The sequence below is a fragment of the Variovorax sp. CF079 genome (assembly GCF_900101545.1).
Taxonomy (GTDB): domain Bacteria; phylum Pseudomonadota; class Gammaproteobacteria; order Burkholderiales; family Burkholderiaceae_C; genus Variovorax.
Genome location: NZ_FMZU01000007.1, coordinates 85,717 through 98,726 on the forward strand (window position 1 = coordinate 85,717; position 13,010 = coordinate 98,726).

The window sequence follows — 13,010 nt, forward strand, 5'->3', positions numbered from 1 at the left end:
CACAAGAATGAAGAAACTGATCCTCACGTTGATTGCAGCGCTCGGCTTCGTGGCCGGCGCACATGCCGCCGAGGGCGGCATCGCCTGGGACAAGGCACCGAACAAGACCAACGACCTGGCCGCGCTGCAGAACGGCGCCAAGCTGTTCGTCAACTACTGCCTCAACTGCCATTCGGCGGCGTTCATGCGCTACAACCGGCTGCAGGACATCGGCATCACCGAGCAGCAGATCAAGGACAACCTCCTGTTCACGACCGACAAGGTCGGCGAGACGATGAAGGCCAACCTCGATCCGCGCCAGGCCAAGGAATGGTTCGGCGGCATTCCGCCCGACCTCACGCTGGTCGCCCGTTCGCGCGCCGGCCACGGCGGCACGGGGGCCGACTACCTCTACACCTACCTGCGCACCTTCTACCGCGACGACACCAAGGCGACCGGCTGGAACAATCTCGTGTTCCCGAGCGTCGGCATGCCGCACGTGATGTGGGAGCTGCAGGGTGACCGCCGGCCGGTGTTCGACAAGATCGAATCGCACGGCCACGCCGCCGAGGTATTCAAGGGCTGGGAGCAGGTCGCGCCCGGGACGATGACGCCGCTGCAGTACGACCAGGCGATCGGCGACCTCGTGAGCTACCTTCAATGGATGGCCGAACCCGCGCAGAACACCCGCATCCGCGTCGGCGTCTGGGTGCTGCTGTTTCTCGTCATGGCGTTGGTCTTCGTATGGCGCTTGAACGCCTCGTACTGGAAAGACGTGAAGTAACGAAGCTGAGAACGCGGTCCGGCTTCGCCGGGCGCGCGTCCTTGTGGAGTGGGTTGCCGCCCGGCATGCCCACTCTTTTTAATTTTTAGGAGTCTTTCGCCATGATGGTTTTGTATTCAGGAACGACCTGCCCCTTTTCCCATCGCTGCCGCTTCGTGCTGTTCGAAAAAGGCATGGATTTCGAGATCCGCGACGTCGATCTCTACAACAAGCCTGAAGACATCAGCGTGATGAACCCGTACGGCCAGGTGCCGATCCTGGTCGAGCGCGACCTGATCCTGTACGAGTCGAACATCATCAACGAGTACATCGACGAGCGCTTCCCGCATCCGCAATTGATGCCCGGCGACCCGGTCGACCGCGCGCGCGTGCGCCTGTTCCTGCTCAATTTCGAGAAGGAACTGTTCGTGCACGTCTCCACGCTGGAAAACCGCACCGCCAAGGGCAACGAGAAGGCGATCGAGAAGGCGCGCTCGCACATCCGCGACCGGCTCACGCAGCTCGCGCCCGTGTTTCTCAAGAACAAATACATGCTTGGCGACAATTTCTCGATGCTCGACGTCGCGATCGCGCCGCTGCTCTGGCGCCTGGACTACTATGGCATCGACCTCAGCAAGAACGCCGCGCCGCTCCTGAAGTACGCTGAACGCATCTTCTCGCGCCCGGCCTACATCGAAGCGCTGACGCCGTCCGAAAAGGTGATGCGCAAGTAGTACCTGCAGCTTCGTTTCTCATGATCAACGCGCTCGAGTCTTCTTCCACCCGCCCCTACCTGATACGGGCCCTGTACGAGTGGTGCACCGACAACGGTTTCACCCCCTACGTGGCGGTGCAGGTCGACGACACCGTGCAGGTGCCGCGCGAGTACGTGAAGAACGGCGAGATTGTGCTGAACATCAGCTTCGATGCGACCAGTTCACTCAAGCTGGGCAACGACTTCATCGAGTTCAAGGCCCGCTTCGCCGGCACCGCGCGCGAGATCAGCGTGCCGGTGGGCCGCGTGATCGCGATCTATGCGCGCGAGAACGGGCAGGGCATGGCTTTTCCGGCGCCCGCACCCGCCGCAGTGCCGGCCATCGAGGACCACAGCACGGCCACGACTTCGCCCGCGGCGCGCACGCCCTTGCGAGACGCGTCCCGCGGCACCGAAGGCGATGCGAGCAAGGTCGTCCATCTGGTCAGCGGCGAGGCTTCCGCGGATGACGCGGCGGCAACGACGACGGCGGGCGCCACGTCTTCGGGCCCAGAAGACCCGCCGAGGCCCCCGACCAACGGCGGCGCCCGGCCCTCGCTCAAGCGCATCAAGTAGCGGGCCGAGCGGCAGGCGCCGCACCACTAAAATCCATCCGTACCCCCACGCCGCTTTAGCTCAGTTGGTAGAGCAACCGCCTTGTAAGCGGTAGGTCGTCAGTTCGATTCCGACAAGCGGCACCAAATTACCCAATAAAATCAACACGTTACGTCGCATCGCACCCCTCTCCGTCACGCATCATCAACCTAATTCTGGGACACTTGATGTCCCAAGAGTGTCCCAAGGATGAGGGCTGACACGGGGCTACATGTTGCGCAGCATTCACTAGAGTCGGGGTAAGGTCTGAGTGACCTCGATGTAGATCGGTGTGAAGTGCTCGCTGTGCTTTTTGGCCCAGGCGACCGTTCGTCGAGCCGAGAGCCCTAGCGAATAGCGCGGACCCTCAGGGGCTTAGGCGTCATGGGACGCACACGCGCGAGGATGTCCCCGGCGCGAGTCAGCGCCGCTTAGCCAAGGGAGGCGGCGTGGCGACGCGCCGCTCGCTGATGCAGCGGGTGCTGCTCGGGTGCAACTCTATTGATCTGCTGGTGCACGTGCGCGCCAGCCTCATGGAGCTGCGCGATGAGTGCTATTGCTTCCGCCAACGACCAATCCAATCCTGGCGCAGTTAGCGCCGACCTACGCACTATGGACGCCGCTGGCCTCGCGGCTGTCCTGCACAAATCTGCGGCCAGCGTCCGCAACGACCTGAGCCGGGCTCCGCATAGGCTGCCGCCAGGCGCGGTGTGATGCCTTGGTTGGCTCGCCGCGGCAACACCTGATGGCGGTGCCAGGCGACGGCTGCTCGCTCGCAGTAAGCATGTTCACGGTGTCGTAGGACACCGTCAGGCCTTGTTGTATCGCGGATGGCCGCTCGCCCGTGCGCGTCTGCGCGCCTAATCTCACTCAGTGTCGCCTCCGGCACCATGCATGCCGCGAGGTCGCTAGAAGGGAACGTCTCTGGTCGTGTGTGGCGCTGGAAGGGCCAGATGCTGGCGCAACAACTGGTGAAGCGGCATCCCAAACGGAAATCCAAGTGGAAACCAAACCGGTAAAACAACCGGAATCCACGCCAGCCATCTTTGTCGATAACCGGTTGTTTTGTATGACTGTTTCAGAGAAAATACAGGAAACGGAACCGGAAATCATGTCAGAAAAACCGAAGCCGATTGCCGCCTATGACCAACCCCACCAGTTTGAGCCGCTGCTACCAGCGCTGAACCTGGACGGGTTGATTGAGGCCACGCGCCGCGTCTTCGAGAAATCGGCGCTGCTGCGAGCCTCGGCAAGCCCTGAAGCACGAGATGCCCTGCGCGCAATTGTCCGCTCGATGAACTCCTACTACTCGAACAGCATCGAGGGCCAGGGCACGCACCCTGCGAACATCGAGCGGGCGCTCAGGCACGATTTTTCCGAGAAACCCGACGTGGCCATGCGCCAGCGGGTGGCCGTGGCGCACATCGAAGCGGAACAGGAGCTCGAGCACCTCGTGACGACGGAGGCGGCGGCCCTGAGCAGCGATTTTCTCTTGAGGGCACACGCAAGTCTGTACGGCAGGCTCTCGGAAGAAGACCGGCGCACCGAAGATGGACGCATTGTTGTTCCGGGAGAGCTCCGGAAGCACGACGTCTCAGTCGGCCGACATCAACCTCCGACCTGGCAGTCCGTCCCTCTATTCCTAAAGCGGATGGATGAGCGATATGGACAGCTCAAGGGCGTCGACGCCGTTCTCTACACCATTGCGTCCGCCCATCACCGCATGGCGTGGACTCATCCGTTCGAGGACGGCAACGGGCGTGCTGTTCGACTGCAGAGCCACTGCGCCCTGTTCCCCCTCAGTGGCGGCCTATGGTCCCCAAATCGAGCGCTGGCGCGCCAGCGGCAGCGCTATTACGAAATGCTCGACAACGCCGACAGTGCCCGGCAGGGCGACCTCGATGGCCGCGGGAACCTCAGCCAGAAGATGCTTTGGGAGTGGTGTCGTTACTTCATCGAGCTGTGCGAGGACCAGGTCACGTTCATGGCCACCATGCTTGACCTTCCGAAGCTCAAAGATCGCATTCGGGCTTACGTGCTCGTGAAAGGGACTACGGACGGCATCTCGGAGTACCGGGAGGAGGCGGTGTTTCCGCTTCAGACGGTCGCAACGACGGGTTCGGTCGCGCGGGGCGACTTCATCAGAATGACCGGCTTGGAGGAGCGCACAGCCCGCAAGGTCGTATCTCGATTCCTCGCCGACGGGTTGCTGAAGAGCGACGGCCACCGGTCGGAACTCAGCATCGGATTCCCCATGTCCTCGCTCAACATCTTGTTTCCAAACCTCTATCCAGAGGCCGCCACGGCGGCGCTCGAATAGACGCCGGCTACGCCCGCGGGGCGCGAGGCGCGAGGCACGAGGCGGCCTGGCCCAAACGGGCATGTGCTCCCGGAAGCTTCCTACGAGCCGGCTGGCGGAGCTCACGAAAGCTATGCTGGCAATGCAACTTCCCATTGGACGCTCAGCCTAACTCCAGCACGGCGGCTCGACCCGCTCATGCCGGCGCAATGGGCGACAGCTCCGGCGAGAACCTCGCGCCCCCATGCGCCCGGACCGCAGCGCTAACGATCGAAGACTCGTAAGCGCTCTTTTGACCACGCCCTTGCGGCCAGATGAGCGTTGGAGTAAGGGGATGACGGTTGGGTAGAAGCCGGCAGCGGCGCGTCGAGGGCGAGAATCGCGGTCGTACCCCGCATCCACATCCAATCGATGACCAACCCATTTGCCCCGCTGTCTGAGGACGAGTTTGACCAGCTTGACCAGTTCCTGCTCTATGACGTCGACACGGAAGAGGGCATGACACTGGACATGGTGGATGGGTTCTTGCACGCCCTTGCGGTCGGTCCGACGACCGTCCATCCGAAGCAGTGGCTCCCCAAGATTTGGGGCACCAAGGAGATGATGCCTCCGATGAATTCAATCGAGGAGTTGAACCATATCTTGGGGCTGGTCATGCGTCACTTCAACAGCATCATTTCCGGCCTGGAGGAGGGGCCACGAGTGGTCAGTCCTGGCTGGTCAACCATGACCTACGCGGGCGACAAGCGCGAATATGACGATGCCGAGTCGTGGGCCTGCGGCTTTGTTGAGGGCATGAGGCTCTGCTGGAATGACTGGCAGCCGTTGCTGTCAACACCGCAAGGGCAAGCCTGGTTCAGGCCGATCGCCCTGCTCGGCGAAGATGACTACTCCGTGGATCAGGACGAACTCACCAAGACGCCCGCCATGAGGGCGGAACTGGCGCTTCAGATCCCACAAGCTGTCCTGGACATGCATGCCCACTGGCTCCTCGCTCAGACACGCTGTCTATGAACGCGAGGTGGCCAAGTCGATGCAACCCAAGGTGGGACGCAATGAGCCTTGCCCCTGCGGCAGCGGCAAGAAGTTCAAGAGGTGCTGCGGAGCAGCGGGTGACCTGCACTGAGGAAGATCGTGGACTGCCCTCAGGCCGGTTTCACTGCGTCAGTCGCCAGGGCAACAGGGCTTCGTAGTCGTCGGCCGTTTGCGCTAACGGCAGCTTCTTGAACAGCGCGACGAGGTAGCGGTATGGCTCGATGCCATTGGCCTTGGCGGTTTATGCCGCCCGCGGAACTATGCCGAGCGGTTCTGGAGAAAGCTCCCGCGCCGCAGCCCCGGCGCCTGGAGCGTCCAGCACCTGGCCCGGCTCGCGGCTCCGTAGTCGGAGCCTCTCCGCTTACGCGCCAGGCGGCTGACGGTCGGTGAGCGTCGACGTCCTGGACGTCCTGGACGTCTGCGGACGTCAGATTGGCTGAGGCGGCTGCTCCAGAAAGAACGACGGCGGCAGCATCGCGCCCTCGAGGTATTCAAGCGCAGCGCGGTCGACCCCGGCGCGTTCAAAGAACTCTCGCCAGCCGCTGACAACCTTCAGCATGGAGTCGATTTCGTGTTCAGCTTCCGCAGGCGAGAGCCCAAACACGTCGCATTGCGACAGCAGGTTGTAGCGGCTCGCTGCCCGGCCAAATCTCCCAACCTCCAGTGCAAGATCCCGACGTTCCTGAGACACCAGTGGCTTCGGCACGATGTCGTAGGCCGGTGATAACCGCCATCCTCCGGGTCGATGAAGCACCGCGTGATTGCGCGGGTGATCGTCGTTGTTGGTGACCATTGCATTGAAGACCATTCGCTTGAAGAGCTCGCGCCGATCGTCTTCACTTCGAACAGACCAGCGGCGCAGTTCATCGGCGAGCAGAGGGTAAGACCAGCGCGCACGACCTCCATAACCATCTTCTGCGTCAAGCACCGTCAAGCCCGAGATAAGCCCGTAGCGAAGGTAGGCGCCCTTGTCTTCTCGCCACTGCCTGTCGAAACGCTCCAGCATCAGGGCATCCTTTCCGCCGATTGGTTCCAGTCGCGTGCCGCACACTCGAATTCCTGCCGCATCGGCAAGGCGGAGGGTTGCGAACTCAATTCGCTGCATGTTGACCGGGTCGTTCTTCTCGGGGAGCTTGGCCAGCCAGATCTTTTTGCCATCCTCGATAGTCACCTTCGGCCTGGCTCCGCCCATGCTGGTGCCTGGTTCAAGCTCTTCCAGCACTTCGTGGGGAAGCCGACCATCCTCCTCTAGCTTCTCCGCGGCCTCGCAGAGAGCCTCGAGCTGGTGAGTGCGATTGAACGGACGGCGAGGGGCTGGAGGCTCAATAGTCCTGCCGAAGCTCAGGTTGCCGCCACCGTCGTCCGGACCATTAAGCAGGTAGTCCATCTCCTGCAGATCCTCCTCCTTGCGCTGGATCGCCTGTATGACACGGCGGCCCCAAGCGTCGGGGCTGGCGTCTCGCACGGCGCCAGGAATTCCTTTCAGTTTCGTGAATCGATGCGGGCGTGGGCCGAGTGGAAGGTGGTATTGGTCTAGCGCGACAACATCCTTGCGATCCAAGTAGCGCCGCCCGTAGGTAAAGGTGCCCTCGTAGGAGCCAGAGCCAACCTCGCGAACGCGCAACGACGCGCAGGGCACCGTCTCGAAGGTGCCTGGAAGCTGGATGTAGATGTAGCAGTGCTGGTCAGGGGTGGCCATAAGGGATCAGAAGTCGTTGTCCAGATTCGCCGCGCTGTGGCGAACCCTGGTCGGCCGTCGAGCCGCCTCAAGCACTTTGCCGTGCTCGTCCTGGTCGGGATCGGCCAAGCCCGCCGCCGTCCCCAGAAGGCCGAGCTTCCATAGCACCGACAACACGGTACCAAGCGAGGCTGCGGTTGAGCCGTTCTCGAGCGCGTAGAGGGTCTTGCGAGTGATGCCGCTGGCGCTCGCAAGCTCGTCCTGGGTCATGCGTCGGCGCATGCGAGCAGTGCGCAGACGCTCACCGAAGGTGCGTGCGGCCTGAGTGACTTCGAGGGGCGGGGCGCTTTGTGCGTTCATTTTGAAACTCACTATCCAGCTTAATGAGCAACATATTACCCGTGCCGAGAACTGATGTCGAGCGTGCTTAGCTCGTTCAGTACCCGTTACACCGTTTATTGGATATCACTTTACCCAATTTATCAGTGGCCGTGGGCTGGGGCGCTGGGAAGAGAGCTTGACTTTCGCCATCCCCCGGCATGTTCGATCCTGACATCCGGCTTCGCAAGAACCGCCAAAACGCCCAAATTTGATGCCGACAAGCGGCACCACCAGACAGTCCGCAGGTGCTGCGCTGCGCGCCGTGTCCGGAGATGCAAAGTCATTGCCGCTTCAGGCAGCGCCCGCAGGACGCTGGTGTCCTTGCACGAGCAAGGCATCGAGCAGCAGCATCAGCAGCAGCGAAGCGCCGACCAGCGGAAACACGACGCCGCCCACAGCCAGCAATGCCACGACGGCGCGCAACGCGCGGCGGTCGGCGGGCATCGGAGGTACGCCCAGGCCACCGGCCGGCCGGCGCTTCCACCACATCAAGCCGGCGCTCACGCACAGCAGCACGATCGCCAGGCAGACCACCACCAGCACGACCTTGTTGAGCACGCCGAACTCCTGGCCCATGTGGACGTTGATGCCCCACTCCAGCCAGCGGCCCAGCGGCCCGTAGTCGGCATAGCGCATGTCGATGAGCCGCCGGCCGCTGTACTGGTCGAGGTTGATGACGCGCTGCTGCGACAGATCGTCGGGATAGACCGAAGCCGTGTAGACGCCGGTGGGCCCGCGCGGCGGGCTGATGGTGTAGCCGCGGGCGATGCCCAGCCCTTCGACGATCGCGATGGCAGCGTCGAGGCCGATGGCCTGGGGCGAAGCCGCCGCCGCAGCCGGCTGCGGCGGCGCGCCATGCCCTGCGTGATCCTCATGTCCGTCCGGTGCGGACCGAGGCAGGCGGGCCTGCTCGAGCGACCAGGCGGTGGGCGCTTGGTCGCCGAGCCGCTGCGTGGACATCGGCACCTGCACGCGCACGCCGGCGGGATAGCCGAAGTTGTGCCCGTTGGCCCACTGGTTGACCTTCGCGCCCCACAGCACCGACCAGGGCATGCCGGTGAAGGCCAGAAAGGCCAGCGCGCCGCCGACCACCAGGCCCGTCACGGCATGCAGGTCGCGCCAGAACACGCGTTGGCGCGGCCGCCCGCGCACCGAGAGCACCCCGCCGCTGCGCCCGCGCGGCCACCAGAGATAGATGCCGGTGAGCACCAGCAGGATGGCCCAGCCGCCCGCGATCTCGATCGCCCCGCGCGCCACCGGCCCGAAGTACTTCAGGCTGTGGAGTCGGCGGATGGTCCAGGCCACCGTCCCGCGATCAGACAAGGCGCCCAGCACCGCGGCGCAATAAGGGTCGACGAACACCGCGAGCTGTTCGCCCTGGGCGGTCGCGATGCCGACTTCCGCCGAGTCGGTCGCTGCGCTTGCGGGCGTGTACTTGAGCAGCCGCCCGGGATGTGCCGCCAAGGCTGCGGCGACCACCTCCCCATGGGGCCGCATGGACCCCCTGGCGACCGGCACGGTCTTCAGCTCGCGATGAAAGAAGCCATCGATCTCTGCCTTGAAGACGTACAGGCCGCCTGTGATGGCCAGCCAGATCAGAAAGGGCAGCACCAGCAGGCCGGCATAGAAGTGCCAGCGCCATACGGCGCGATAGAGGCCGTCGGCAGCACCGGCGCGCGCGGGTGCCTCATGGGTCATTGAATTCATGGAAGGGCTCTTCGGCGCCGTGGAGCGCCGATGCATGGCAAGCAAGGAAGTTCGGGCGCCAGCGCCCGTCCTGCGGGGCGCGATGCGCTACCGGTTCGAAGGCAGGCTCAGAGCGCTGGCGGCCCGCGCGCGGGCAGCGGCGCGGCGGTGGCCGCGGCGATGCGTGCGGCCGGAATGGGCTGGACCGCATGGGCCAGCGGTAGAGGACTCGGCAGCGCAACCGCTGCTGCGGGTGGCGGCGCGCCGGTCAACACGCACAGCGGGCAGTCCATGTGGCTCATGCCCAGCTCCTGCGCGCCGTCGTCGGTCTGCACGACCATCTTGACTGCGCCGGCACTGGAACAGACCAGCTCCACCGCCTGCGGATTCACGATCGGCGAGGCGACCGCCACGCCTAGCGACAGCGCGAACCACAGCAGCACGAAGCGGCCGAGCTTGAGCAGGCGGATCCGGGGTACGCAGGACATGGGAGGCGCGATTATCCGTTGGAGCACGGCGTCGACGACACGCGCGAGTGGCGGCGGCTGACGCTCTTGCTTTCAGCAGCGCGCGAGCACCTTGATGCGAAGCGTCACGTCGTCCCAGCCTCTGGATTTCAGCCGCGTCTGAAGCAAAGGCACCAGCTGGCGCAGTTTGGCCGCGGCGGCGCTGCCCTGCACCAGCAGGCACCAGGTGCCGCCTTCGACGGGACCGGCCTGCACGGCGGGGCGCAGCTCGGGCGGAATCAGTTCCTGCACCGCCTGCAATCGCTCGATCGCATCGCGCGCGCGCGCGGCGAGGCTGGCCAGGGTGGGCGAATCCTGTGCGGCCTGCTGCAAACTGACGGGATTGAAACGGCGGTTCATCGGGGAAGAAGGGGGGGAGCCTCAGAGTGGCAACGCGGCTAAAATGCCCGGTTTGCCGGCGTTCGCGCCGGCGGGGTCCGTTTGCCTTGGCGTGTTGATTTTGCGCCAGGCGCGCCCACCTGCTTTCACCTATCTTAGGAATTTCGGTCGCGGTGCCCGCATGCGTTGGGGTTCCTGTCGACCCTGCTCGCATGGCCACCAACTTCCTGACCCAGATTTTCGGCAGTCGCAACGACCGGCTCCTCAAGCAGTATCGCAAGACGGTCGAACGCATCAATGCGCTCGAACCCGACTTCGAGAAGCTCAGCGACGATGCGCTGCGTGCCAAGACCCAGGAGTTCAAGGACCGGCTGGGGCGCGGCGAGACGCTGGACGACCTGCTGCCCGAGGCTTTTGCGACGGTGCGCGAAGGCTCCAAGCGCGTCATGAAGATGCGCCACTTCGACGTGCAGCTGCTCGGCGGCATGGCGCTTCACAACGGCAAGATCTCCGAAATGCGCACCGGCGAGGGCAAGACGCTCACCGCGACGTTGCCGGTGTACCTGAATGCGCTGACCGGCAAGGGCGTGCACGTGGTGACGGTGAACGACTACCTCGCCAACCGTGACGCCCGCTGGATGGGCCGCCTCTACAACTTCCTCGGGCTCTCGGTCGGCATCAACCTGCCGCAGATGCCGCGCGAGGAGAAGCAGCAGGCCTACGGCAGCGACATCACCTACGGCACCAACAACGAGTACGGCTTCGACTACCTGCGCGACAACATGGTCTACGAGACGCAGGACCGGGTGCAGCGCGGGCTGAACTACGCCATCGTCGACGAGGTGGACTCGATCCTGATCGACGAGGCGCGCACGCCGCTCATCATCAGCGGCCAGGCCGAGGACCATACCGAGCTGTACCTCGCGATCAACAAGGTCGTGCCGCTCTTGACCAAGCAAGAGGGCGAGGCCGATCCGCGCACCGGCGAGGGAGTCACGAAGCCGGGCGACTTCACGGTCGACGAGAAGACGCACCAGGTGTTCATGACCGAAGACGGCCACGAGAAGGCGGAGCAAATCCTCTCCGAATTCAAGCTGCTGCCCGAGGGCGCTTCGCTCTACGATCCGGCCAACATCACGCTGATGCATCACCTCAATGCCGCGCTGCGTGCGCGGCATCTCTACCACCGCGACCAGCACTACGTGGTGCAGCAGGGCGAAGTGGTGATCGTCGACGAGTTCACAGGCCGCCTGATGACCGGCCGGCGCTGGAGCGACGGCCTGCACCAGGCCGTCGAAGCCAAGGAAGGCGTGGAGATCCAGGCCGAAAACCAGACGCTCGCCTCGATCACCTTCCAGAACTATTTCCGCCTCTACGCCAAGCTGGCGGGCATGACGGGCACGGCCGACACCGAGGCCTACGAGTTCCAGGAGATCTACGGTCTGGAGACCACGATCATTCCGCCCAACCGCCCGAGCCGGCGCGAAGACCAGCTGGACCGCGTCTACAAGACCACGCGCGAGAAGTACGACGCGGCCATCGAGGACATCCGCGAGTGCTACGAGCGCGGCCAGCCGGTGCTGGTCGGTACCTCGTCGATCGAGAACTCCGAAATCATCGACGGCCTGCTCGCCAAGGTCGACCTGCCGCACCAGGTGCTCAACGCCAAACAGCATGCGCGCGAGGCCGAGATCGTCGCGCAAGCGGGCCGGACCAAGATGATCACGATCGCGACCAACATGGCGGGTCGCGGTACCGACATCGTGCTCGGCGGCAACGTCGAGAAGGCGATCGAGGCGGTGGAGGCCGACGAGGCGCTCGATCCTTCGGCCAAGGCGGCCGAAATTGCACGCCTGCGCACCGAGTGGGACAAGGACCACGAGTTCGTGAAGTCGGTCGGTGGCCTGCGCATCATCGCCACCGAGCGGCACGAGTCGCGGCGCATCGACAACCAGCTGCGCGGCCGCTCGGGCCGGCAGGGCGACACGGGCTCTTCGCGCTTCTACCTGAGCCTGGACGATCCGCTGATGCGCATCTTCGCGGGCGACCGCGTCAAGGCGATCATGGACCGCCTCAAGATGCCGGACGGCGAAGCCATCGAAGCCGGCATCGTCACGCGCAGCATCGAGAGCGCGCAGCGCAAGGTCGAGGCGCGCAATTTCGACATCCGCAAGCAGCTGCTGGAGTACGACGACGTCTCCAACGACCAGCGCAAGGTGATCTACCAGCAGCGCAACGACATCCTCGACGCCGGCGATCTCACGGCGCAGATCGAGGCGCTGCGCGAAGGCTGCTTCACCGACCTGGTTCGCCAGTACGTGCCGGCCGAATCGGTCGAAGAGCAATGGGACCTCGCCGGCCTCGAGAAGGTGCTGGCGGCCGAGTGGGGCATCGACATCCCGCTGCAGAAAGACGTGGAGGCTTCGAGTGCCATAGGCGATGAGGACATCGTCGAGAAGGTGGTCGCCGCGGCCAACGAAGCCTTCAACGCCAAGGTGGCGCTGATCGGGCAGGAGAACTTCACCCAGTTCGAGCGCATGGTGCTGCTGCAGAGCATCGACACCCATTGGCGCGAGCACCTGGCTTCGCTGGATTACCTGCGCCAGGGCATCCACCTGCGCGGCTACGCGCAGAAGCAGCCCAAGCAGGAATACAAGCGTGAGGCCTTCGAGCTCTTCGGCCAGTTGCTCGACTCGGTGAAGAACGAGGTCACGCGCCAGCTCATGACGGTGCGCGTGCAGACCGGCGAGCAGTTCGAGGAAGCGGCGGAGGAGCTGGGAAGCCGCGGCGAGAACCTGTCCAACATCACCTACACCGCGCCGACCGAGACCGGCGAGGTCGAAGTGCGGGTCGACGAAGAAAGCCTGCGCCGCCAGGCCACCTCGGGCCTGAGCGTTGGTGCCGCCGCCTTTGCGCGCGTCGGCCGCAACGACCCCTGCCCCTGCGGCAGCGGCAAGAAGTTCAAGCATTGCCACGGCAAACTCAATTGATGCACA

Annotated in this window: 11 protein-coding genes, 1 tRNA gene and 1 pseudogene; 7 read left to right on the plus strand and 6 right to left on the minus strand. The window is 64.2% G+C overall.

Annotated features, from left to right (window positions below; translation table 11 throughout):
- Positions 1–7: 7 nt before the first annotated feature.
- From BLS74_RS11020 to BLS74_RS11045, 6 genes are all read left to right on the plus strand, one after another.
- Complete coding sequence (locus BLS74_RS11020; RefSeq protein ID WP_093105689.1) at positions 8–763, plus strand: cytochrome c1; 756 nt, start codon at positions 8–10, stop codon at positions 761–763.
- A 101-nt stretch (positions 764–864) separates the two neighbouring features.
- The gene (locus tag BLS74_RS11025; RefSeq protein ID WP_093105691.1) at positions 865–1,476 is read left to right on the plus strand and encodes a glutathione S-transferase N-terminal domain-containing protein; all 612 of its coding nucleotides are present in this window, start codon (positions 865–867) and stop codon (positions 1,474–1,476) included.
- 20 nt (positions 1,477–1,496) lie between these two features.
- Positions 1,497–2,072, plus strand: a complete 576-nt coding sequence (locus tag BLS74_RS11030; RefSeq protein WP_093105694.1) for a ClpXP protease specificity-enhancing factor — start codon at positions 1,497–1,499, stop codon at positions 2,070–2,072.
- Positions 2,073–2,121: 49 nt separating this feature from the next.
- Positions 2,122–2,197: transfer RNA gene (locus BLS74_RS11035), tRNA-Thr, on the plus strand.
- An 893-nt stretch (positions 2,198–3,090) separates the two neighbouring features.
- Positions 3,091–4,410 (plus strand): Fic family protein, encoded by a 1,320-nt coding sequence (locus BLS74_RS11040; RefSeq protein ID WP_244503834.1) that lies wholly within the window; start codon positions 3,091–3,093, stop codon positions 4,408–4,410.
- A 390-nt stretch (positions 4,411–4,800) separates the two neighbouring features.
- A complete protein-coding gene (locus BLS74_RS11045; protein ID WP_139191667.1) occupies positions 4,801–5,403 on the plus strand; it encodes a YecA/YgfB family protein in 603 nt (200 codons plus the stop codon).
- Positions 5,404–5,545: 142 nt separating this feature from the next.
- On the opposite strand, the pseudogene BLS74_RS11050 reads toward BLS74_RS11045, so the two are convergent.
- From BLS74_RS11050 to BLS74_RS11075, 6 genes and pseudogenes are all read right to left on the minus strand, one after another.
- Positions 5,546–5,665, minus strand: a pseudogene (locus BLS74_RS11050) (transposase domain-containing protein); the annotation flags it as partial.
- A 186-nt stretch (positions 5,666–5,851) separates the two neighbouring features.
- Positions 5,852–7,123 (minus strand): type II toxin-antitoxin system HipA family toxin, encoded by a 1,272-nt coding sequence (locus BLS74_RS11055; protein ID WP_093105699.1) that lies wholly within the window; start codon positions 7,121–7,123, stop codon positions 5,852–5,854.
- Between the two features lie 6 nt (positions 7,124–7,129).
- A complete protein-coding gene (locus BLS74_RS11060) occupies positions 7,130–7,462 on the minus strand; it encodes a helix-turn-helix domain-containing protein (protein ID WP_093105700.1) in 333 nt (110 codons plus the stop codon).
- A gap of 312 nt (positions 7,463–7,774) precedes the next feature.
- Entirely contained in the window at positions 7,775–9,190 is a 1,416-nt protein-coding gene (locus tag BLS74_RS11065; RefSeq protein ID WP_093105703.1) for a PepSY-associated TM helix domain-containing protein, read from the minus strand.
- A 107-nt stretch (positions 9,191–9,297) separates the two neighbouring features.
- Positions 9,298–9,657 (minus strand): DUF2946 family protein, encoded by a 360-nt coding sequence (locus BLS74_RS11070; RefSeq protein WP_093105705.1) that lies wholly within the window; start codon positions 9,655–9,657, stop codon positions 9,298–9,300.
- Positions 9,658–9,729: 72 nt separating this feature from the next.
- Positions 9,730–10,035 carry a DciA family protein gene (locus tag BLS74_RS11075; protein WP_093105708.1) on the minus strand — a complete coding sequence of 102 codons (306 nt, stop codon included), beginning with the start codon at positions 10,033–10,035 and terminating at the stop codon, positions 9,730–9,732.
- A 191-nt stretch (positions 10,036–10,226) separates the two neighbouring features.
- On the opposite strand from BLS74_RS11075, the gene secA reads away from it, so the two are divergent.
- The gene (gene secA, locus BLS74_RS11080; RefSeq protein WP_093105710.1) at positions 10,227–13,004 is read left to right on the plus strand and encodes a preprotein translocase subunit SecA; all 2,778 of its coding nucleotides are present in this window, start codon (positions 10,227–10,229) and stop codon (positions 13,002–13,004) included.
- The last annotated feature ends 6 nt before the right edge of the window (positions 13,005–13,010 follow it).

Bases quoted from the DNA above. Each gene is read 5' to 3' on its own strand.
- BLS74_RS11020 (WP_093105689.1), top strand. From the start codon at position 8: ATGAAGAAACTGATCCTCACGTTGATTGCAGCGCTCGGCTTCGTGGCC.
- BLS74_RS11025 (WP_093105691.1), top strand. From the start codon at position 865: ATGATGGTTTTGTATTCAGGAACGACCTGCCCCTTTTCCCATCGCTGC.
- BLS74_RS11030 (WP_093105694.1), top strand. From the start codon at position 1,497: ATGATCAACGCGCTCGAGTCTTCTTCCACCCGCCCCTACCTGATACGG.
- BLS74_RS11045 (WP_139191667.1), top strand. From the start codon at position 4,801: ATGACCAACCCATTTGCCCCGCTGTCTGAGGACGAGTTTGACCAGCTT.
- BLS74_RS11055 (WP_093105699.1), bottom strand. From the start codon at position 7,123: ATGGCCACCCCTGACCAGCACTGCTACATCTACATCCAGCTTCCAGGC.
- BLS74_RS11060 (WP_093105700.1), bottom strand. From the start codon at position 7,462: ATGAACGCACAAAGCGCCCCGCCCCTCGAAGTCACTCAGGCCGCACGC.
- BLS74_RS11065 (WP_093105703.1), bottom strand. From the start codon at position 9,190: ATGAATTCAATGACCCATGAGGCACCCGCGCGCGCCGGTGCTGCCGAC.
- BLS74_RS11070 (WP_093105705.1), bottom strand. From the start codon at position 9,657: ATGTCCTGCGTACCCCGGATCCGCCTGCTCAAGCTCGGCCGCTTCGTG.
- BLS74_RS11075 (WP_093105708.1), bottom strand. From the start codon at position 10,035: ATGAACCGCCGTTTCAATCCCGTCAGTTTGCAGCAGGCCGCACAGGAT.
- secA (WP_093105710.1), top strand. From the start codon at position 10,227: ATGGCCACCAACTTCCTGACCCAGATTTTCGGCAGTCGCAACGACCGG.